Genomic DNA, 22,137 nt, shown 5'->3' with positions numbered 1-22,137 from the left:
ACTTAGTTCATGACGTTGAGTTCTTCGGTACGGCGCGGCGGGTAGGTTTCCCAACGGCTGCATCCCGGACACTGCCAGTAGAATTGGCGCGCCTTGAAGCCACAATGGCTGCACTGGTAGCGCGCCACTTTCTGGGTGTAGCCATGCACCAGGTTTTTCACCATCGACAGCTCTTCCCACACTTCGGCAGGCGCATCCATCAGGCGCGCTTCCAGCAATTTGTCCAGGCCCAGCAGGGTTGGATTGCGGCGCAACTCTTCCAGCACCAGCGCTTTCGCGGCGGCCACGCCATCGAGTTCGATGACCGCCTTGAAGACCACTTCCATCAAGTCGATCGAGGACGCTTCGGCCAGGTAGGAGCGCAGCAAATTCACCCCTTCCTGGGTGCGTCCCACGCGCCGGTAGCCGTCCATCAGGCGGCCCGCCACCAGTGCCACGTGCGGCACGCTTTGCTGCTCGACGCGGCGCCAGGTTTTAAGGGCGCCTTCGACATCGCCCTGCACCAGTTGCGCGTCGCCCATCAGCATGGTGGCACGCACGCTCTTGCGCTCGGCCTGCAGCGCCTTTTCCAGCAGCCGCTTGGCATCCTCCGGCTCCATGTGCACCAGCGCATCCTGGGCCAGTTCGCAATAGAACTGGGCGATTTCCTTCTGGCGCGCGCCGGCACCCGAATCCTGCAAGCCTTCGGCGGCATCGATGGCGCGGCGCCATTCTTTTTCGCGTTGAAAAATCTCCAGCAGCGCGCGCCGCGCCTGCACCGCGTATTGCGTATCGACCAGCGCATTGAAGGTTTCTTCGGCGCGGTCGAGCAGCCCGGCTTTCAGGTAATCCATACCCAATTCGTACTGAGCGTGGACTTGCTGCTCGAGCGGCAAGTCGGGACGCGACAGCAAATTCTGGTGGACCCGGATGGCGCGCTCGGTCTCGCCGCGGCGGCGGAACAGGTTGCCCAGCGCGAAGTGCATATCGGCCGTTTCCGGGTCGAGCTTGACGATTTCAATGAAGGCATCGATGGCCTTGTCGGGCTGCTCGTTGAGCAGGAAATTCAAGCCCTTGAAATAGCCGCGCGGCAAGCTGCGCGATTCCGAGACCAGTTGATTGATGTCGACCCGGGCGGCAATCCAGCCAAGGGCAAAAAAGACGGGGATGCCAAGCAGCCACCAGATTTCAAATTCCATGTAGTTCTTTTATTGTTGTCAGGGTAAAACAGACACGCAAATCAGCGCGGCGTGGCGACGCTATCGGCTGCAGGCTGGGTGGCGCTGGTGCCGGCCACGTTCTGCAGCGCCTGGATGGTATCGCGGTGCTGCGAGGTTTCGCGCCGGTGGCGGAACACGGTTGGCGTCACGGCCAGGATGCCCAGCGCCGCGCCGATGATGAAAAACGCCAGCAGCATCAACACCAGCGGCCCGCGAATTTCGTAATCGAGGAACAGGTGCAGGTTCACTTCCTGGGTGTTTTTCAGCGCAAAGCCGAAAAACAGGATAAACACGAAGCATCCAACGATGGTCGATACAAATTTCATTCGCCCGGTCCGTCCATAAATTCACCAAAGGCGCAGTGTCGCACATCTGCAGACATATTTCAAAAAGCCGGGGGCTCAGAAGGGTCAAGCTGCGCAAAAAAAAACCTCCCAAAACTGCCGGGAGGTTGGATCTGTCTGACGTGAATCAGAACGTGTAGCGCGCGCTCACTGTGAAGTAACGGCCGTAGGCGTTATGCAGGTTGGCGTTGTACCCGACAGCCGCCGGCGTCGGTGCGGCATACAATGGATCATACGGCGCTTTCGTGTCCGCGAGGTTCTGGATGTTGGCGTTCAGATTCCAGTGTTCAAAGCCCGTGTATGTGTAGCCGATACCAACTGTCACCCATTCCTTGATCGCGCAATCAGGATAGTAAGCCTCGTACAGCGGAATCGTCGTATCGCGGTCCGCTGCCGCATCCGTCGCTTTCTTCGTCCCGTATTGGCAGAACGGCTGCGCATACGTGGTGTCACCGTCGTAGGTCCGCTTGAGCGAAATCGGACCGACATAGTTGACCGACAGGTTGACGGCGTGGTCGCCTTGCGTCCACGTACTCGACATGCTGCCTTTCCAGCGCGGGATGGTGCTGCCGCTCGACAGCGCCCAGTCGTAGATGTTCGGGCGCGTGCCCACGACGTTGTGCACTGGATCGCCCACATTTTCCTGGACCTTGTAGCTGTGGGTGTAGGTCGCACGCAGCGTCGTCGACAGGCTGCCCCATTTGCCGAGCTTGTTGCGCAGGCGGCCTTCGATATCCGCGCCATTGAGCTCCGTCATGCCCTGGTTTTTCCAGGGCTCTGCGATCGCCAGCAATGGGCCCGTGCCGGCAATCGGCTGGCCGTCGGCATTGACCAGGAAGCTGGCCGGGTTTTGGTTGCGGGTAATGTTCTGCGGAACGCTGTCTTCGTTCTTGAGCGCCTCACTTGCGCTACCCAGCACGATTTCGTTTTCGCGGTGTATCTTGTAGAAGTCCACCGTCATGTCGAAAGTGCTTGTCGGCGAGAAGATGAAGCCGAGGTTGTAGGATTTTGACGTCTCCGGCTTCAACGCGGGATTGAAACCGCCCGTACCGGCGACGCTGGCCGCGCAATCCTGGGTGGTGCCGCCGCCCGGTTTTGGCGTCACGCCGTCATCGGAGCAACGCTTCAAATCGACGACGCTGTTCAAAAAGAATTGGGCACCGCCCGGCACGATCTGACTCAGCGACGGCGCGCGGAAGCCCTTGGCATACGAGCCACGCACAGCGAACATATCGCTCACGGTCCATTTGGCGCCATATTTCGGCACGAAATTGCGCGCCAGGTTGTCGTACTTGTCGGCGCGGCCGGCCCAGTCGAGTTCGACGCTTTTCAACACGGGGAAGCGCATTTCGACGAAGGCCGACTTGACGTTGCGGCTGCTGTTGAGAATGGTATTGGCAAGGCCATAAATCTGGCCGCTTGCAACCAGTGGGTCGGGCGACAGGTTGATGCTCTCGCGCCGGATTTCGCCGCCTGCCGCCACGCCAATCGCGCCGCCCGGCAGCTGGCCGAATTCGCGGTTGCCCTTGAAATCGAACTGGCTGATCTGCGAGCGGTTATCGGTGACCACGTCATGGCCGATCGTCGGATCGGCGGCCACGCGGGCGATCGACCAGTTGTCGTCGACAAGGTGGCGCAGCGTCGGCAGGTACAGGCGGCCATAACTGGTGCTGTCGCTTTGGGCACGGTTGAAGAGCAGCGCGCTTTCCCAATCCCAGCCGTAGTTGTTGCCGCGCAGGCCAGCAACCGCGCGTATTCCTTCATTGATGGTGCTCGAGCCGCCGCGCAGATTGACAAAGCGGTAGGCGATCGATCCGCGCCGGTCGGTGTACGGGTTGTCCGGGTGGCCGATCGGCAGGATGGTCTGGTACGACGCGGCAGCGCCGGTCGCCGTGAAGTTGCCCACGCTGGTCGTGCCGATCGTGATCGGGACGCCTGTGTAATCACGCCGTGAGTGCGAATACTCGACGTCCGAAAAACCGGTGACGCCAGCGCCAATTTTCAGTTCGCCATGCGCCAGCAGGTTGATGTCGCGCGAATCGCCTTGCGCTTCCAGGAACTGGTCGGAATTGTAGTTGCAGAACGTGCGGCCGATCAGCGTGTTCGTCGGCAGCATGCCAAGAGCTGTGCTTCCTTTCAATTGTTCGCCGGCAGGGCAGCCCAAGTTAAAGCTCATGTTCGCCGGCGCAGTTGCCTGTGTCACGCCGAAATTCTTGCTGTTGGCGACCCGCTCGCGATAGTAAGTCGGATATTGCGAAACCGAGCTGCCGTAATCCGAGGCAAAGCGGCCATTGAGCAACTGGGCCTGGCTGTAGTGCAGGTCGGTCGCGTCGCGCAGCGCCGTGCGGTCGCGCTGGTCGACGTCGGCGCTTAGCATGAACGTGTAGCCGTCAGTGTCCAGGTCACCCTTGCCAAAAATGCCGGTGAACCCTTTGCGACGGAAGTTACCATCGTCGTTGGCGCCGGTACGGGCGGACAGTTCCGCGCCCTGGTAATTGGTCTTGAGGATGAAGTTGATGACACCGGCGATCGCGTCGGAACCATACACGGCCGATGCGCCGTCCTGCAGGATTTCGATGCGCGCGATGGCGGCGAGGGGAATGCTGTTCAGGTCGTACAAGACCGAATTGCCCTGGTTTGGATCAGCATACGGCGCAGGGGTAATCCGGCGACCGTTGAGCAGGATCAGCGTCGATGACGAACCGAGACCGCGCAACGATGCCGTTGCGACGCCCTTGGCGAAGCCAGAGCCGCCCGTGTTGTCCTGATTGCTGTTCGAGCCCATCGATGGGACCAGCTTCATCAGGTCGGCAACCGAGGTCGCGCCGGTATTCTTGATGTCCTGCGCCGAGATGACGCTCACTGGCGACGTCCCCTCCTTGTCGGTCCGTTTCAGGTTCGAACCGGTGACATACACCGTTTCAATCGGTGCGGTCGATACAGCCTGCGCTTGTGCGAATTGGGCGCAAAGCGTGCTGCACGCGATGGCGATCGCGGTGGATCTGCATAATAACTGGTTTCTCAAAGTAACTTCCTCGTCGTGGTTGGAATTTTTTATAAGTCGTCTGTACGTGTCACAACATACATACGATACAAGGAGTATATGAAACCAATTGTCTACTGAGAAAGGTTCTTTTCAATCAACCTTATACTTAAGCTAAAAGCGTGGGATTTTCGATACAGTTTTTTACATCAACAAACAAAGTTAGTGTTCCTTCTGGTTTGGTCGTGCATCTGGATGATGTTTGACGACATAGGGGCGAAAAAAAACGGCATCCGAAGATGCCGTTCTTGTTTTGCAGTAGCAGATTGGACTCAGTCCTCGATGATCGGTTGCCCGACCATCGCGTCCACCCGTTCGCGCAACTGTTTGCCGGGTTTGAAGTGCGGCACCCGTTTCTCCGGGACCATCACTTTGTCACCCGACTTCGGGTTGCGGCCGATACGAGGCGGCCGGCTGTTCAGTGCAAAACTGCCAAAGCCGCGGATCTCGATGCGTTGGCCAGTCGCCAAAGCGTTGGTCATGGCATCGAGAATCGTCTTGACAGCGTATTCCGCATCCTTGGCCACCAACTGAGAATAACGCTCAGCGAGGCGGCTGATCAGCTCGGACTTGGTCATCGTGCTATGTCCGCAAACTTAGTTCTTGTTATCGAACTTGGCCTTGAGCAGCGCGCCCAGGCTGGTGGTGCCCGAAGCAGCATTGCTGTCAGGAGCCGACGAGCTGTTTTTCTGCAAAGCTTCGGTCGTGTCGACATTGTCTTTCGCTTTGATCGACAGCTGGATGCTGCGCGCTTTGCGATCGATGTTGATCACCAGGGCTTCAACGCTGTCGCCAACCTTGAGGTGGGTACCAGCATCTTCAACGCGGTCACGCGAGATTTCGGAAGCGCGCAAGTAGCCTTCGACTTCTTCGCTCAGGCCGATAACAGCGCCTTTAGCTTCGACCGACTTGACCGTACCCGTTACCAGGGAGCCTTTGTCGTTCATTGCTGCGAAGTTGTTGAATGGGTCGCCTTCGAGTTGCTTGACACCAAGCGAAACGCGCTCGCGCTCCACGTCGATGGCCAGCACGATAGCTTCCAGCTCGTCGCCCTTTTTGAAACGACGCACGGCTTCTTCGCCAGCTTCGGTCCACGACAGGTCGGACAGGTGCACCAGACCGTCGATGTTGCCGGCCAGGCCGATGAACACGCCGAAGTCGGTGATCGATTTGATGGCGCCACGGACTTTATCGCCCTTTTTGTGGGTCATGCCGAAGTCGTCCCATGGATTTGCTTTGCACTGCTTCATGCCCAGCGAAATACGGCGACGCTCTTCGTCGATCTCCAGAACCATGACTTCCACTTCGTCGCCCAGCTGGACAACTTTGTTTGGTGCCACGTTCTTGTTGGTCCAGTCCATTTCGGACACGTGGACCAGACCTTCGATACCCTGCTCGACTTCAACGAAGGCGCCGTAGTCGGTGAGGTTCGTGACTTTACCGAACAGGCGGGTGCTCTGTGGGTAACGACGGGACAGGCCAGTCCAAGGATCGTCGCCCAGCTGTTTAACACCCAGCGAAACGCGATTCTTTTCCTGATCGTACTTCAGGACCTTGGCAGTGATTTCCTGGCCAACCGTCAATACTTCCGACGGGTGACGCACGCGGCGCCATGCCAGGTCGGTGATGTGCAGCAGGCCGTCGATACCGCCCAGGTCCACGAAGGCGCCATAGTCGGTGATGTTCTTGACGACGCCGGTCACAACCGTGCCTTCTTTCAGCGTTTCCATCAGCTTCTGGCGCTCTTCGCCCATCGAAGCTTCGATCACAGCGCGGCGCGACAGCACCACGTTGTTACGCTTACGGTCCAGCTTGATAACCTTGAATTCGAGGGTTTTGCCTTCGAATGGGGTCGTGTCTTTCACCGGACGGGTGTCAACCAGCGAACCCGGCAGGAACGCGCGGATGCCGTTGGTCAGAACGGTCAGACCGCCCTTGACTTTACCGTTGACGGTACCGACGACGATCTCGCCGGATTCCATTGCTTTTTCCAGAGCCAGCCACGACGCCAGGCGTTTTGCCTTGTCGCGCGACAGGATGGTGTCGCCGAAACCGTTTTCGAGCGACTCGATGGCCACGGAAACGAAGTCGCCTACTTTGACTTCCAGTTCGCCCTGGTCATTCTTGAATTCTTCGATAGGAATAAAAGCTTCGGATTTGAGGCCGGCGTTAACGATCACGAAATTGTGGTCGAGGCGCACGACTTCAGCGGAAATAACTTCGCCGGAGCGCATATCCTGCTTTGACAACGACTCTTCGAAGAGTGCTGCAAAACTTTCCATACCGGTTGCTTCAGTTGTTGCTGTAGACATAGGATTTTACTTTGTTAGCCAGCAAGTTACGCAGGATGCGACTTAAACTGGGTTAGGTTGGACCACGCCAGATGGGGACAACATTGCCACCATCAAGCACCAATACACCCTGATTGCCTCCGTTCGCCACTACCCTCAGACAGGTCTTCCGGCGGCCGCCGGTACCGACACTGAGGTCGCTGAAGAGACAGAGATGAGCTTGTCACCAGACCATGCTTGGCATGGATCCCGGTTTTGGCCGGGAGACGGTGTCGAGTGTACGTTTCGCAATTGCGTGAAGTACATTCAACCGTCTTGAGCGACGCCCCATCAAGGCTTGTTACCTTACTTCTGCACCCACCACTGCATGATCTGCTCGACCGCTTCAACAACGGTTTTGCTCGACGTATCCAGTACATGGGCACCCTCTGCCGGCACCAGCGGGGCAATCAACCGATGAGTATCACGGTCGTCGCGCGCCTGCAAGTCGGCTAGCAGATCGTCCATATTAGCAGAAAATCCCTTGTCAATCAATTGCTTATATCTGCGCTCCGCGCGCGCCGCAACGCTTGCAGTGAGGAAAATTTTAAGTTGTGCACCTGGAAAGATGACCGTGCCCATGTCGCGTCCGTCGGCGACCAGGCCGGGCGCCTTGCGAAAGCCGAGCTGCAGGCCGAAGAGCGCCTGGCGTACCGCCGGCAGTGCCGCAATGCGCGAGGCCAGGTTGCCGACTGCCTCGGCACGGATCGCTTCGCCGACGTTTTCATCGGCAAGTTTGATTTCACCATCGACAAAGCGCGCCGGCAGATGTTCGGCAACTTTGGCCAACGCATGTTCGTCATGCAGGTCGACGCCGCGGCGCGTGGCCGACAACGCCGTCAGGCGATACAAGGCGCCCGAATCGAGCAGGTGGAAACCCAGGCGCTCGGCGACCAGGTGGGCGACGGTCCCCTTGCCGGAGGCGGTGGGACCGTCGATGGTGATCACGGGGATGGAAGATGGGTTTGTCATGTAGGCCTAAAACAGCTCGTTGACCGCGATACCGGCAAACGTTTCAAAATAATCGGGGAAAGTCTTGGCGACGCATTTCGGGTCATTGATGCGGATCGCATTACCGCGCCGCGCGGCGCCGTCGAGCGAGGCCAGCGAAAAGCACATCGCCATGCGGTGGTCGTCGTAGGTGTCGATGGTGGCCGGGTTCAGTTGCTCCGGCGGCGTGATGCGAATGTAATCCGCGCCCTCCTCCACCGTCGCACCCAGCTTGCGCAGCTCGATCGCCATCGCGGCCAGGCGGTCGGTCTCTTTTACGCGCCAGCTGGCGATATTGCGCAGCGTGCTGGTGCCGTCGGCATACAGCGCGGCCACCGCAATCGTCATCGCTGCGTCGGGAATGTGGTTGAAGTCCGCATCGATGGCCCTCAATACGCCGTTCGAGGAGGCTTCGATCCAGTCATCGCCGCGCGTGATCGTGGCGCCCATCTGCTCGAGCGCTTCGGCGAAGCGCACGTCGCCCTGGATACTGTCGCGGCCCACGCCCAGCACCCGTACCGGGCCGCCGGCAATCGCACCGGCCGCGAGAAAATACGAGGCCGACGAGGCATCGCCCTCGACATGGATACTGCCCGGGCTGGTGTAATGCTGGCCCGGCTGCACGGTGAACGACTGCCATCCGTTCTGTTCGACTGTCACGCCGAAGCGCCGCATCAGGTTCAGCGTAATCTCGATATACGGTTTACTTATAAGATCGCCAACGACGTCGATCTTGACTGCGTGTTCCTTCGCCATCAGCGGCGCGGCCATCAGCACGGCCGTCAGGAACTGGCTCGACACATTCCCGCGCACGGACAAGGTCTCGGCGTGGATGTGGCCGCGCCGGATGCGCAGCGGCGGAAAGCCCACTTCGCCCGTGTATTCAATCTGCGCGCCGATCGCGTTGAGTGCGTCGACCAGATCGCCGATCGGACGCTCGTGCATACGCGAGACGCCGTGCAAGGTGTAGTCGCCGCCGATGACGGCAAGCGCCGCGGTCAGCGGACGGATGGCGGTGCCGGCATTCCCCATGAACAGGTCCGCTGCGTGCACCGGCAACAGGCCCGCGCCGCCGTGGATGATGTGAGTGTGATCGTCCTGTTGTTCCCACTTGATGCCAAGTGAGGTCAGCGCGCCCAGCATGACCATGGTGTCGTCCGACGCCAGCAAGCCGTGGATCGTGGAGGCGCCGCTTGAGAGCGCCGCCAGCAGCAAGGTACGGTTCGAGATACTTTTCGAGCCGGGCAGACGCACGGTGCCTTCGACGCGCATCACGGGCGCCAGGTCGAGGTGCTTCGGGTAGTGTTTAGCTTGCGTCATTTTGGTGTTCCTGATTCAGTTGATTCGATCGCCTCGATCCAGCCACAGCGCGCGCGCTGTGCCTTGGTGTACACGTTTTCCAGTGCCGCGCCGTCGCCGGCCGCGAGCATGGCGCGGACATTGCTCAATTGTGCCAGATAGGCGTCCAGCTCCCCGAGCAAGGCGGCGCGGTTGGCCAGGCTGATGTCGCGCCACATCTCGGGCGACGATCCGGCGATGCGGGTAAAGTCGCGAAAGCCGCTGGCGGCGTACTGGAACAGCAAATCTGCCTGTGGCCTGGCGGCGATGTCGTCGACCAGCGCAAAGGCCAGCAAGTGCGGCAAATGGCTGACGGCGGCAAACACCTTGTCGTGCTCCTGCGGCGTCAAGCTGTGGATGATGGCGCCGCAGGCGCGCCAGGCGGCGGCGACCTGCTCGACATCTGCTGCGCTGTTTTCAGGCAGCGGGGTCAGAACCGCTTTCTTGCCGCGGTACAGATTCGCCCTGGCCGCATCGGGGCCGTTCGCCTCGCTGCCGGCTATCGGGTGGCCAGGCACGAACTGGCCGATGCGTTCCCCGAACACCGCACGCGCGGCGGCCACGACGTCTGACTTGGTGCTGCCGGCGTCGGTGACGATGGTGTGCGCTTCCAGGTGCGGCAGCAGCGACGCCAGGATCGCTGCTGTCTGCGCCACCGGCGCGGCGAGCAGCACCAGGTCGGCGCCGCGCATGGCGTGCGCTGGCGTACTGCAGACTTCATCAACGATACCGAGCGCCAGCGCCCGCGCCATGGCGTCGTGCGAACGCCCCAGGCCGACGATATGGCGCGCCGCACCGGCCTGCTTCAAGGCCAGCGCAAACGAGCCGCCAATCAGGCCAGCGCCGATGACGACGACGCGCCCGAACATCAAGCCAGTGCCGCTTTTAACGCAGCAAGGAAGATCGCATTCTCCTGCGGCAGGCCGATGGAAATGCGCAGCCATTGCGGCAGGCCGTAATTGCCAACCGGGCGCACGATCACGCCCTGCTTGAGCAAAGCCAGGTTGACGCGCGCGCCGGCGTCGGCGTCGTCGCCCACCCGGACCAGCACGAAGTTGCCGTGCGATGGCACATATTCCAGGCCCAGCTCATCGAACGCTTCGACGAACTGGCGGTAGCCGGCGGCGTTGTTCAGGGCGCCCTGCTCCAGGAACGCCGTGTCGTTCAGCGCCGCGATGGCCGCAGCCTGCGCCATCGTGTTGACGTTGAACGGCTGGCGAATCCGGTTCATCAGGTCGGTCAATGCCGGCTGCGCGATGGCGAAACCGACCCGCAGCCCGGCCAGGCCGTAGGCTTTCGAGAAGGTGCGCGAGACCACCAGGTTCGGATAGCTGCGCACCCAGGCGGCCGACTCGAACTGGTCGTCCGGTTGCAGGAACTCGTTGTAAGCTTCGTCGAGCACGACGATCACGTGCGCAGGCACCTTGGCCAGGAAGGCTGCGATTTGCGCGGCCGGGATGAAGGTGCCGGTCGGATTGTTCGGGTTGGCGATGAAGACCAGGCGGGTGTCGGCGTCGATGGCGGCCGCCATCGCGTCGAGGTCGTGCCCGTACGCGACGGCCGGCACGACAATCGCGCGCGCGCCCACGCCCTGCGTCGCGAGCGCGTAGACGGCGAATGAATATTGCGAATACACGACCGCCTGGCCGGCGCTCACGAAGGCGTGCGCGGCGATTTCGAGGATGTCGTTCGAGCCGTTGCCCAGCGTGATCCAGGCGGCTGGCACGTCGTAGCGGGTCGCCAGCGCGGCTTTCAGATCGAAACCGTTGGCGTCCGGGTAGCGCCCGAGATCGGCTGCGGCGGCCTGCATGGCGGCGATGCTGGACTGGGGAATGCCAAACGGGTTCTCGTTGGACGCCAGCTTGACGATGGCGGCTTCGTCGAGACCGAATTCACGCGCGACTTCCGCGATCGGCTTGCCGGCCTGGTACGGGGCGATGGCGCGAACATAATCTGGACCAAACTGGGACATAGGGTGACTTTCGTATAAATGGTTTAAAGGCTCAGCGGATAGGACCCGAGCACCTTGAAAAAGGCGGCGTTGTCCTTCAGCTCGCTTAGCGCGGCGGCCACGGCCGCATCCTGCACATGGCCTTCGATATCGACATAAAAATAATATTCCCAGGTGCCGGTGCGCGCCGGACGCGATTCAAACCGGGTCATCGACACGCCGTGTTTCGCCAGTGGGGACAGCAGATTGTAGACGGCGCCGGCCTTGTTCGGCACGGCCAGCACCAGCGAGGTGCGGTCCTGGCCCGACGGGCCGGTGAGCAGGCTGCCGATGACAACAAAGCGCGTGCGGTTGTGCGGGTCGTCCTGGATGTGGGCTTGCACGACGCCGAGCTGGTACTGCTCGCCGGCCATCTCGCTGGCGATGGCGGCCAGGGTCGGATCGTGGCTTGCCATGCGCGCCGCTTCCGCGTTCGAGGCCACCGCGCGCCGCTCCAGTTCTGGATGGTGCAAATTGAGCCACACCTGGCACTGGGCCAGCGCCTGCGAATGGGCGCAGACGGCGGTCACGCCTTCCATGCCGCCGGTCTTGGTCATCAGGCTGTGGTGGACCGCAATCGACACTTCGCCGCTGATGACGGACGTCGTCGCCAGCAGCAGGTCGAGCGTGCGGTTGATCGCGCCTTCCGACGAGTTCTCGACCGGGACCACGCCGAAGTCGGCGGTGCCGGCTTCGGTGGCGCGGAACACTTCATCGATCGACACGCATGGCAAGCCCTCGACCGAACTGCCGAATTGCTGGAACACGGCTTGTTCGCTGAAGGTACCGGTGGGGCCGAGATAGGCGACGGTGACGCGCTTTTCCAGCGCGCGGCAGGCCGACATGATTTCGCGGAAGATGACTTGCAGATCCTTGTCCTTGAGCGGACCGGGGTTGCGTTCGGCCACGCCGCGCAGCACCTGCGCTTCGCGTTCGGGGCGAAACACCGGGGCATTGGTTTCGGCCTTGACGTGGCCGACGGCCTGGGCCACGTTGGCCCGTTGAGCAAGCAGGTCGAGGATTTGCTTGTCGATTGCGTCGATTTGTTCGCGCAGGGGTTTGAGTTTGTCTGTCATGTTTGTTTGAGCCGCCAATAACAATTGCGGTTTTCAGTTAGCTCGTCGCCCCGGCGAAAGCCGGGGTCCATGCTGCGCTTTCGAAGTTGCCGCGACGGATAGAACAGCGCGATTTCTGGAACTCAGCATGGGTTCCGGCTTTCGCCGGAATGACGGTTTTCAGGGTAACGGTGCAGGGTAATTTGCACGGCGTGCAAACGCAAACTACCTGCCCGCAAACTCGTTCAAATAATCGACCAGGGCTTGTACGCCTTCGATCGGCATTGCGTTATAAATCGACGCCCGCATACCGCCGACGGACTTGTGGCCCTTCAGTTGCAGCAGCCCGCGCGCCTTGGCACCGGCCAGGAATGCTTCATTCTTGCTCTCGTCGCGCAAATAGAACGGCACGTTCATGCGCGACCGGTTGGCGAGCGCGACGCGGTTCTCGTAAAACCCGTCAGCGTCCAGCGCCGCATACAGCAGCCGCGCCTTCTCAATATTAATCGCTTCCATCGCCGCCACGCCACCGCGTTTTTTCAGGTGCGCAAAGACCAGGCCGGCGATGTAAATCGCATAGGTTGGCGGCGTGTTGAACATCGAATCGGCGTCCGCCACGTTGCGCCAGTTGAACGACGACGGGCAGATCGGCAGCGCGTGGTCGAGCAAATCCTCGCGCACGATCACCAGCGTGAGGCCAGCCGGCCCGATATTCTTCTGCGCGCCGGCGAAGATCACGCCATATTGACTGACGTCGATCACGCGCGACAGAATGTGCGACGACATGTCCGCGACGATCGGCGTGTCGCCCTGCACGGTCGGCACGAAATTGTATTCGACGCCGTCAATGGTTTCGTTGGTGCAGAGGTGCAGGTACGCCGCACCGGGCGTCAATTGCCATGTCTCTTCGGCAGGCACTGCAGTGAACGGCGCTGGCGCGCCTGACGCTGCCACATTCACATTCGCATACCGCTTGGCCTCCTCGATCGACTTGCCCGACCACGAGCCCGAATGCACGAAATCGATCGTCGCAGGCTGGCTAACGCGTCCGACCAGGTTCAGCGGCACGACCGCGTTCTCACCCAGTCCGCCACCCTGCAGGAACAGGATCTTGTAATTCGCGGGCACCGCCAGCAGCTCGCGCAGATCGGCTTCGGCCTGGCGGTAGATCGAGATGAATTCCGGCCCACGATGACTCATTTCCATCACCGACATGCCGCAGCCGTGCCAGTCCAGCATTTCGCTCGCTGCCTGTTGCAGCACTTCTTTCGGCAAGACCGCCGGACCGGCGGAGAAGTTATAAATCTGCGTCACGGCTTGATTCCCAAAATCTTACCTTTCAAAACGACGCAGCCCGCACGGGGCGGGCTGCGCACTTGAAGCACCGTTATTCCGGCGCCTGTTCCAGGTCCACGTCTTCGAGATCGGTCTCGACGATACGCTGCAAGCCCGAGAGCTTGGTACCGTCTTCGACAGCGATCAAGGTCACCCCTTGCGTCGCGCGGCCCATTTCGCGAATTTCCGCGACGCGGGTGCGAATCAGCACGCCGCCGGTCGTGATCAGCATGATCTCGTCCTTCGGCTCGACCAGCGTGGCAGCAACCACGCGGCCATTGCGTTCCGACGTCTGGATCGCGATCATGCCCTTGGTGCCGCGGCCGTGACGGGTGTATTCACCAATCGGGGTACGCTTGCCGAAGCCGTTTTCGGTCGCGGTCAGCACCGACTGCTGCTCGTTTTCAGCGACCAGCAGTGCGATCACGTGCTGGCCATCTTCCAGGTTCATGCCGCGCACGCCGCGCGCCGTACGGCCCATCGGACGCACATCGTTTTCGTCGAAGCGCACTGCCTTGCCGGAATCGGAGAACAACATCACATCGTGCTCGCCGTCGGTCAGCGCGGCACCGATCAGGAAGTCGCCGTCGTCCAGGTCGACCGCGATGATGCCGGCCTTGCGTGGATTGGAGAAGTCGCGCAGCGGCGTCTTCTTGACGGTGCCGAGCGAGGTGGCCATGAACACGTAATGGTCTTCCGGGAAGGTGCGGTTGGCGCCCGACAGCGGCAGGATCACCGTGATCTTCTCGTTGTCCTGCAGCGGGAACATATTAACGATCGGTTTACCGCGCGAGTTGCGCGAACCTTGCGGCACTTCCCACACTTTCAGCCAGTACATGCGGCCGCGGTCCGAGAAGCACAGGATGTAATCGTGCGTGTTGGCGATGAACAGCTGGTCGATCCAGTCTTCTTCTTTCGTCGCCATGGCCTGCTTGCCGCGTCCGCCGCGTTTTTGCGCGCGGTATTCGGAGATTGGCTGCGACTTCATGTAGCCGGTGTGCGACAGCGTGACGACCATGTCCTGCGGCGTAATTAAATCTTCGGTTTCCAGGTCGCTGGCGTTGTGCACGATGGTCGAACGGCGCGGGTCCTTGGCAGGATCGCCGTATTCGTTGCGGATCACGGTCATTTCGTCGACGATGATGACGGTTACGCGTTCCGGCTTGGACAGAATGTCGAGCAGGTCGGCGATGTGCGCCATGATGTCTTTGTACTCGTTGACGATCTTGTCCTGCTCGAGACCGGTCAGGCGTTGCAAACGCATCTGCAGAATTTCTTGGGTCTGGTCGTCGGACAGGCGGTACATGCCGTCCGGCTGCAGGCCGTAATGCTTCGGCAGGTGCTCCGGGCGGAAGGCTTCGATGCCGCCCACGCCGGTTTCTTCGGTCCGCTGCAGCATCTCGCGCACCAGCGACGAATCCCAGCTGCGCGCCATCAGTTCGGTCTTCGCGACCGGCGGCGACGGCGCCGCCTTGATGATGGCGATGAAGTCGTCGATATTGGCCAGCGCAACGGCCAGGCCTTCGAGCATATGGCCGCGTTCGCGCGCCTTGCGCAGTTCGAACACGGTGCGGCGCGTGACCACTTCGCGGCGGTGCGACAGGAAGCATTCGAGCATCTGCTTCAGGTTCAGCAGGCGCGGCTGGCCATCGACCAGCGCCACCATGTTCATGCCGAAGGTGTCCTGCAATTGGGTCTGCTTGTACAGGTTGTTCAGCACCACTTCCGGTACTTCGCCACGTTTCAGTTCGATGACCACGCGCATGCCCGATTTGTCGGACTCGTCGCGGATGTCGGAAATGCCCTCGAGCTTCTTGTCGCGCACGTTTTCGGCGATGCGTTCCAGGAGCGACTTCTTATTTACCTGGTACGGCAGCTCGTCGACGATGATCGCGATGCGGCCGCCATCCTTGCCGTACTCTTCGAAGTGGGTCTTGGCGCGCATGACAACGCGGCCACGGCCGGTGCGGTAGCCGTCGCGCACACCCGAGACGCCGTAGATGATGCCGGCGGTCGGGAAGTCCGGCGCCGGGATCAGCTCGATCAGTTCGTCGATGGTGCAGTCGGGGTTGTGCAGCACGTGCATGGCGCCGGCAATGACTTCGTGCAGGTTGTGCGGCGGAATGTTGGTCGCCATGCCCACCGCGATGCCGGACGAGCCGTTGATCAGCAGGTTGGGAATACGGGTCGGCAGGACCGTCGGTTCTTTTTCCTTGCCGTCGTAGTTGGGCTGGAAGTCGACGGTATCCTTGTCGATGTCGGCCAGGATTTCGCCGGCGATTTTGTCCAGGCGGCACTCGGTGTAACGCATTGCCGCGGCGCTGTCGCCGTCGACGGAACCGAAATTACCCTGGCCATCGACCAGCGTGTAGCGCAGCGAGAAGTCCTGGGCCATGCGCACCAGCGTGTCGTAAATCGACGCATCGCCGTGCGGGTGAAATTTACCCATCGTCTCGCCGACGACCCGGGCGCATTTCAGGAACGGCCGGTTCCAGACGTTGTTCATTTCGTGCATGGCGAACAGGACGCGCCGGTGCACAGGTTTGAGGCCATCTCGTACATCCGGCAATGCGCGCCCGACGATGACGCTCATGGCGTAATCGAGGTAGCTCTTGCGCATCTCTTCTTCGAGTGAAATCGGGACTGTTTCTTTTGCGAATTGATCCATTGTCTGGTCGACTGCTTTCAGGCTGGGATGTTGAAGTTCAAGCGCACGATTTTACCATGGTCCCTCTGGCAACAGGGCAAATGCCAGACCGCCCCTCAAAGGAGGAGACGTGACATTCAGCAATTTTTGTCAAGCAAATGACCGAATCGACCACCAATTGTTGCGCGGGAACAACGAGATGTGCGCTTCGCAAGGGTATTTACCCGGCTGTCATCGTCCTGAAATACCCCGTGTGTCAAAATGCTTGAGATGTAAATTGCTTGTTTCATATGGTGCGACACACTGGCTTGGCGGATGTTATTATGAAATTGACATCACCCAGGCAAAGTTGACGCACTCCGGATATCACCCGAAAGGAAAAGAATAAATGACAAAATTGGCCACCCTCATGCTCGCAGCGACTGCCGCGATGGCAGGTTCCGCATTCGCACAAAGCGCGCCGCCGTACGCGCCAGTGACGACCGACGTCAAGGCGAAGACACCGTACAGCGCCTACGTGCAGGATGCGCGCGGCGTGATCGTGCGTAACTCGAACGGCCTGTGCTGGCGCACCGGCTACTGGACCCCGGCCGATGCCGTACCAGGTTGCGATGCCCCACTGTGCGTCGAGCCAGAAAAACTCGAAAACGGCAAATGCGTCGCGCCGCCGCCGCCAGTCGTCGCCCTGCCGCCTGAAGCGCCAGTTGCCGCCGGCGTGGTCGCGCCAGTGCCAACCGCAGAAAAAGTCAGCTACTCGGCCGATGCCTTCTACGACTTCGACAAAGCTGTTCTGAAACCAGCCGGCAAAGCCGCACTGGACGAACTGACCGCGAAGCTGGGCGACATGAACCTGGAAGTCATCATCGCCGTCGGCCATACCGACTCGGTCGGTACCGATGAATACAACCAGAAGCTGTCGATCCGCCGCGCTGAATCGGTCAAGGCTTACCTCGAAAGCAAGGGCGTCGAATCGAACCGCGTCTACACCGAAGGCAAAGGCGAGACCCAGCCAGTGGCAGACAACGCTTCGGCTGACGGCCGCGCCAAAAACCGCCGCGTCGTCATCGAAGTGGTCGGCACCAAGAAGTAATCGGCTTTGACCGGTAAAAAACCTCGCTGCGGCGGGGTTTTTTTTCGTTCCGGCCTGGCCGTGATTTTCGCTGCACGCTTCCGGTCTGTCGCTCGCCCGAAATTCCCGCTATTATTCCATCCATGAATACCAACGCCGACCCCCTCGAGATCAACAAATTCAGCGAACTTGCACACCGCTGGTGGGATCCAACCTCCGAATTTCGTCCCCTGCACGAGATCAATCCGCTGCGCCTTGAATGGATCAACGCGCGCGTGCCGCTGCACGGCAAACGCGTGATCGATATCGGTTGCGGCGGCGGCGTGTTGTCCGAAGCAATGGCGAAAAAAGGTGCGATCGTCACCGGAATCGACCTGTCCGACAAAGCGCTGAAGGTGGCCGACCTGCATAGCCTGGAATCGGGCGTCGAAGTGCGTTATCAGAAAATCGCCGCCGAAGACATGGCGCTGGCCGAACCCGGCCAGTACGATGTCGTCACCTGCATGGAAATGCTGGAACACGTTCCCGACCCTGCGTCGATCGTGCGTGCGGCTGCCACCCTGGTCAAACCGGGCGGACACCTGTTTTTCTCCACGCTGAACCGCAACCCCAAGTCGTACTTGTTCGCCATCATTGGCGCAGAATACGTGCTGCGCATGCTGCCGCGCGGCACCCACGACTACGCCAAGTTCCTGACGCCGGCCGAACTGTCGCAATTCGTGCGCGCCGCCGACCTGCAAGTCGATGGCCTGAAGGGCATGACCTACAACCCGCTGACCAAGGTGTATTCGCTCAACGGCAACACCAGCGTCAACTACATGGTTGCCTGCAGCCGCCCTCTGTAACTGTCTGATTCCACGTAAATTCGCGATGACATCCTCTCCCCCGCTGGCCGCGCCACGCGCCGTCCTGTTCGACCTCGACGGCACACTGGCCGACACCGCGCCCGATCTGGCTGCCGCCGTGAATTACCTGCGCACGGAGCGCGGCCTGACGCCCACGCCGTATGACGTGTTGCGCCCGACCGCCTCGGCCGGCGCGCGCGGCATGATCGGCGCGGCCTTCGGCCTGGTGCCCGGCGACGCCGGTTACGAAGAGTTGCGCGTGGAATGGTTCGACCGTTACCAGTCGGCCATGGCGGTTCACAGCACGCGCTTCGACGGCGTCGACGAATTGCTGGCCGGCCTGCTCGATGCCGGCATGGCCTGGGGCATCGTCACGAATAAACCGGCACGTTTCACCGATCCGCTGCTGCCGCAGATTGGCCTGGCCCACGCCGGCTGCATCGTCTCGGGCGACACCACGCCGCATGCCAAACCGCATCCGGCCCCGCTGCTGGAAGGCGCGCGCCGCCTCGGCCTGGCGCCGGAAACCTGCTGGTACGTGGGCGACGACCTGCGCGACATCGAAGCCGGCCGCGCCGCCGGCATGGTCACGGTGGCCTGCGCCTGGGGCTATTGCGGCAATATCGACCCGGCCAACTGGGGCGCCGATTATGTCCTGGAGACCCCCGCCGAACTGCTGGCCACGCTGCGTGGCATGGCCGGCAGCGCCCCCGCAGCAATCTGATTTCGACCGTATTTACATTCAGTTACGAGTGATACAGGACAACGTCTAGCCCTGGCACTGGTCTTTCCTTATGATGTTTCCATTCGGCAATTTAGCCGCAGCTACATTATCAGGAAATACCTTGCATACCATTCGCACCTCCACTTCCCTGCACTTCATGCTGGCCATCGCTGTGTCGTTCGTCCTGTCGATCAGCCTGGCTGCGGCCGCGTCGATCACTGGCGTGATGCCGGATGCGCGTGTCGACCCGCACAAGCCAGCTTTCTGGACACCGTTGACCGACCACCTGCGCAACGCGGCCGCCATCGACGCCGGGTCCGCTGCACGGCACGCGCAATCAGCGCCGCAAGATCTCGCTTCCTCAGCGGCGGCGAACGCCACGCCACCGCGCGCTGCGCAGTAACGCTTTTTGCCCCTCGCGACCAGCTCAGGAGAAAATCATGCAAACCTTGGACATCCGCCACCGTGTACCTTCCTTACTTGCCATCGCAGCCGCGGTGATCATCGTCATGGACCTGTTTAGTACGACTGCCAACGCAGGCCTGGTACAGCGTCCTGAACCGGCCGTAGTAACGCAGGCCACCTACATCAAGGATGCCGTCAAGCCGGCTGCCTCCAAGCCGGCGCCGAAGCCATTGCTCGAAGACGAGGCCGAGTTTGCCCCGCATTTCAGCCATGTCGTCGCCCGCAGCCGCCCGGGTCACGCCAGTTCGGTGAGCCTGTTTGGCCGCGTGTTTTCCGGCAAGCTGATGGGTGCGCATCCGGCCCTGCTCTAATCAGTTGAGTGGTTGGCGCGGACGGGAGAACACACCCGGCACGGCTACCAGTATTGAGGTACAATCCAAGTTCTGTGGGGGCGACCTGGTTTCGACGTGGGTTGCAAAGCAGCGCAGGGCATACCGAGGGCGGGCTACCTCGTAAATACAACCTGAAAAACTTAACTGCAAACGATAACTCGTACGCACTCGCAGCTTAATTGCTGCTAGCTCTAGAACACCTCGTCCCTGGGGTGGGCCGTCAAAAGCTCTAGAGTCATTTACAGGGACTCGTGATTTGCTGGGTTACTTAGCAAGCCACTAAATAATAGGTAACTAGCTTGTACACAGCGTGCACATCCGCGTTGTACCGGTTAAATTAAATGATAGTGCTAAGTATGTAGAACTGTCTGTAGAGTGCTTGCGGACGCGGGTTCGATTCCCGCCGCCTCCACCACTGAACACGTTAAGCCCTTGATTCGTCAAGGGCTTTTCTTTTTTCTGCGTCCCGACCTGGCTTGGTGTCCCAACCGAGTGCCCCAAGTCGAGGCGTTTATGCCGGTCAAATTACCTTCTCACCTCCATCGAAATCGCTTCGGTATGCTTTACTTCCGCATTGCCGTTCCCAGTGACCTCAGGCATCATTTTGCGTCCAAAGAAATTTACCGCAGCCTTGGCACCGGACAGGTGCGCGACGCTGCGCTCAAAACCCTACATTTGGCGTGTCTATTTAAGCAGACATTCCAAGATCTACGACAACGAAGCATGAATAAATTTTCAGCAACAGATATAACCATGGACCCATCAAGCATTGAAGAGCTACCGTTCATTGCCGATATTGATACGGAACGCAGCCGACTGCAGCAAGTTCTCTTGCAGGTGACAGACGCTGGCGCTTCCCTTGAAAAGCGGAAGGCACGGATACGCGATGCACTTCAAGAGCTTGACGCGCGGCGACGGTGGCTTGATGACGCACGCAGCCGTCCTATGGTTGCAGAAACTGACGCTCTGATTACCGCAGAATACCTCCAGCTTGATTCAATCTTGGACACCCTCACACCATTGATTTTCGCGATCCAGTCCGACAGCGCTGACGTGGATATGGATACAAATCGCTTCATAAACGAAGTCGAACGCTTGGCTCTTTCACGTCACCACCTGAACACCGTCAGCCATCAAGCAACGCTCCATAGAACAGAAAAGAATTCGCTTGCTGAATTCGTTGCGAATGTGATGGCAAAGTCTGCGTCCCCGTTGGGCGTTTCCCTGCAAGCCGGTTCGATACCGGTCGGCCCGCTGCTGTCCGAAACAATCACAGAGTTCGTCCGCGCGAAGCGCGTTCAAGATAAATGGACAGAAAAAACTGAAAAGGAATACAAGGCGGTCTTCGAGCTATTTGTCCGTCTGATCGGCGATATTCCACTCGCCGAGATCGATGACAGCGTAGTGATTAAATATTTGGAGACATTGAAAAAGCTGCCTGCGAACATGAATAAGTCGCCTGTCTATGTGGGCAAGCATATAGAAGAAATTCTAAGTATGAATCCCATACCAATGGCAGTCCGTACAGTGAACAAGAATATTGAAAGGGTTAGCAGTCTATTTAAGTGGGCAATAGGAAAGAAACGATATGCCATCACTTACAATCCAGCGACCGGAATGAGCCTCGACGAAAGTGGCACGAAGAAACGACTTCCATTTACGAATCCGGAGCTAATCGCACTTTTCAGTGGAAAAGAGTACACAGCACGCAAGTTTGAGAACCCGTACGCATATTGGCTGATGCCGATGGGCCTGTTGACTGGAGCAAGACTTGGCGAGCTATGCCAACTCTACCTCGTTGATTTCGTTGACCACAACGGAGTTGCGTGCATAGACATATCTGACGAAGAAGCAGGACAGCGGGTCAAGAACGAAAACGCTCGACGTTTGGTCCCGATACACAGTCTGCTGATTGAACTCGGCCTTTTAGACTATGTAAAGCTGTTGCGGGATCGCGGTGAAGAGCGCTTGTTTCCAGAGTTAAACGAACGTAGAGATGGCTTTGCGCAAGCAGCGTCGAATTGGTTCCAGCGATATAAGAAAAAGTGCGGTATTTTGGATCGGTACACTAAAGTTTTTCACAGTTTTCGCCACACATTCATTTCAGCACTACTCAATGATGAGGTGCCAGAAATCGCAGTGGGACAAATCGTTGGTCATGAGGCAGACCTGATCACCGGAAAAATATATTGGAACGTGAAAGATGCTGCAAAGCGCAAGCCTACAGTGGAAAAATTCACATTAACCCGTGAGGTATTGCTCCTCATACCCCAATTTACCGAAGTCACAATTTTGCAACGGCGCCCCTCCAAGCACGTCAAAGTATCGGCAAAATGAAAAATTGGGCACCGACAGGAGGTAGATGAGTTACAGTATTTCATTACTGTGAGATCCGAGGCTGGCCTAAGAAATGCCGTAAGGCAATTTATTC

General features: G+C 59.6%; 18 protein-coding genes and 1 other RNA gene. 7 read left to right on the top strand and 12 right to left on the bottom strand.

The window, feature by feature from the left end; genetic code table 11:
- Positions 1–2 precede the first annotated feature (2 nt).
- The 12 genes from lapB to gyrA all read right to left on the bottom strand — a co-directional run bounded on the left by lapB (position 3) and on the right by gyrA (position 16,292).
- On the bottom strand, positions 3–1,178 hold the full coding sequence (gene lapB, locus V6M87_RS02585; RefSeq protein ID WP_332848164.1) for a lipopolysaccharide assembly protein LapB: 1,176 nt from the start codon (positions 1,176–1,178) through the stop codon (positions 3–5).
- 41 nt (positions 1,179–1,219) lie between these two features.
- Positions 1,220–1,525 carry a LapA family protein gene (locus tag V6M87_RS02580; RefSeq protein WP_332848163.1) on the bottom strand — a complete coding sequence of 102 codons (306 nt, stop codon included), beginning with the start codon at positions 1,523–1,525 and terminating at the stop codon, positions 1,220–1,222.
- Between the two features lie 145 nt (positions 1,526–1,670).
- Entirely contained in the window at positions 1,671–4,568 is a 2,898-nt protein-coding gene (locus tag V6M87_RS02575; RefSeq protein ID WP_332848162.1) for a TonB-dependent receptor plug domain-containing protein, read from the bottom strand.
- Between the two features lie 290 nt (positions 4,569–4,858).
- Positions 4,859–5,164, bottom strand: coding sequence for an integration host factor subunit beta (locus V6M87_RS02570; protein ID WP_332848161.1), 306 nt, complete (start codon positions 5,162–5,164; stop codon positions 4,859–4,861).
- Positions 5,165–5,182: 18 nt separating this feature from the next.
- Positions 5,183–6,868, bottom strand: coding sequence for a 30S ribosomal protein S1 (gene rpsA / locus V6M87_RS02565; RefSeq protein ID WP_332848160.1), 1,686 nt, complete (start codon positions 6,866–6,868; stop codon positions 5,183–5,185).
- Between the two features lie 354 nt (positions 6,869–7,222).
- Positions 7,223–7,888 carry a (d)CMP kinase gene (gene cmk / locus V6M87_RS02560; RefSeq protein ID WP_332848159.1) on the bottom strand — a complete coding sequence of 222 codons (666 nt, stop codon included), beginning with the start codon at positions 7,886–7,888 and terminating at the stop codon, positions 7,223–7,225.
- Positions 7,889–7,894: 6 nt separating this feature from the next.
- Positions 7,895–9,226: a 3-phosphoshikimate 1-carboxyvinyltransferase gene (gene aroA, locus V6M87_RS02555; RefSeq protein ID WP_332848158.1), complete on the bottom strand. Its 1,332-nt coding sequence runs from the start codon at positions 9,224–9,226 to the stop codon at positions 7,895–7,897.
- On the bottom strand, positions 9,223–10,113 hold the full coding sequence (locus V6M87_RS02550) for a prephenate dehydrogenase (protein ID WP_332848157.1): 891 nt from the start codon (positions 10,111–10,113) through the stop codon (positions 9,223–9,225). Before V6M87_RS02550 ends, aroA begins: the two co-directional genes overlap by 4 nt.
- Positions 10,113–11,216: a histidinol-phosphate transaminase gene (hisC, locus tag V6M87_RS02545; protein WP_332848156.1), complete on the bottom strand. Its 1,104-nt coding sequence runs from the start codon at positions 11,214–11,216 to the stop codon at positions 10,113–10,115. The genes V6M87_RS02550 and hisC overlap by 1 nt, the downstream gene beginning before the upstream one ends.
- A gap of 23 nt (positions 11,217–11,239) precedes the next feature.
- Entirely contained in the window at positions 11,240–12,310 is a 1,071-nt protein-coding gene (gene pheA, locus V6M87_RS02540; RefSeq protein WP_332848155.1) for a prephenate dehydratase, read from the bottom strand.
- Positions 12,311–12,514: 204 nt separating this feature from the next.
- Positions 12,515–13,603 carry a 3-phosphoserine/phosphohydroxythreonine transaminase gene (serC, locus tag V6M87_RS02535; RefSeq protein ID WP_332848154.1) on the bottom strand — a complete coding sequence of 363 codons (1,089 nt, stop codon included), beginning with the start codon at positions 13,601–13,603 and terminating at the stop codon, positions 12,515–12,517.
- A gap of 73 nt (positions 13,604–13,676) precedes the next feature.
- Complete coding sequence (gyrA, locus tag V6M87_RS02530; RefSeq protein WP_332848153.1) at positions 13,677–16,292, bottom strand: DNA gyrase subunit A; 2,616 nt, start codon at positions 16,290–16,292, stop codon at positions 13,677–13,679.
- 367 nt (positions 16,293–16,659) lie between these two features.
- On the opposite strand from gyrA, the gene ompA reads away from it, so the two are divergent.
- From ompA to V6M87_RS02495, 7 genes are all read left to right on the top strand, one after another.
- The gene (gene ompA / locus V6M87_RS02525; protein WP_332848152.1) at positions 16,660–17,361 is read left to right on the top strand and encodes an outer membrane protein OmpA; all 702 of its coding nucleotides are present in this window, start codon (positions 16,660–16,662) and stop codon (positions 17,359–17,361) included.
- Between the two features lie 122 nt (positions 17,362–17,483).
- On the top strand, positions 17,484–18,185 hold the full coding sequence (gene ubiG, locus V6M87_RS02520) for a bifunctional 2-polyprenyl-6-hydroxyphenol methylase/3-demethylubiquinol 3-O-methyltransferase UbiG (protein WP_332848151.1): 702 nt from the start codon (positions 17,484–17,486) through the stop codon (positions 18,183–18,185).
- 25 nt (positions 18,186–18,210) lie between these two features.
- Positions 18,211–18,909 (top strand): HAD family hydrolase, encoded by a 699-nt coding sequence (locus tag V6M87_RS02515; RefSeq protein ID WP_332848150.1) that lies wholly within the window; start codon positions 18,211–18,213, stop codon positions 18,907–18,909.
- 121 nt (positions 18,910–19,030) lie between these two features.
- Positions 19,031–19,312 (top strand): hypothetical protein, encoded by a 282-nt coding sequence (locus tag V6M87_RS02510; protein ID WP_332848149.1) that lies wholly within the window; start codon positions 19,031–19,033, stop codon positions 19,310–19,312.
- A 37-nt stretch (positions 19,313–19,349) separates the two neighbouring features.
- Entirely contained in the window at positions 19,350–19,685 is a 336-nt protein-coding gene (locus tag V6M87_RS02505) for a hypothetical protein (protein ID WP_332848148.1), read from the top strand.
- A gap of 76 nt (positions 19,686–19,761) precedes the next feature.
- Positions 19,762–20,121, top strand: a transfer-messenger RNA (tmRNA) gene (gene ssrA, locus V6M87_RS02500).
- Positions 20,122–20,219: 98 nt separating this feature from the next.
- Complete coding sequence (locus tag V6M87_RS02495) at positions 20,220–22,043, top strand: site-specific integrase (RefSeq protein WP_332848147.1); 1,824 nt, start codon at positions 20,220–20,222, stop codon at positions 22,041–22,043.
- Positions 22,044–22,137: the final 94 nt, after the last annotated feature.

This window comes from Massilia sp. S19_KUP03_FR1 (assembly GCF_036688685.1).
In the GTDB taxonomy this organism is placed as follows: Bacteria; Pseudomonadota; Gammaproteobacteria; order Burkholderiales; family Burkholderiaceae_D; genus JALYUM01.
Note: the sequence above shows the minus strand (reverse complement) of the source record. Positions and strands in the feature narration are given on the sequence as shown.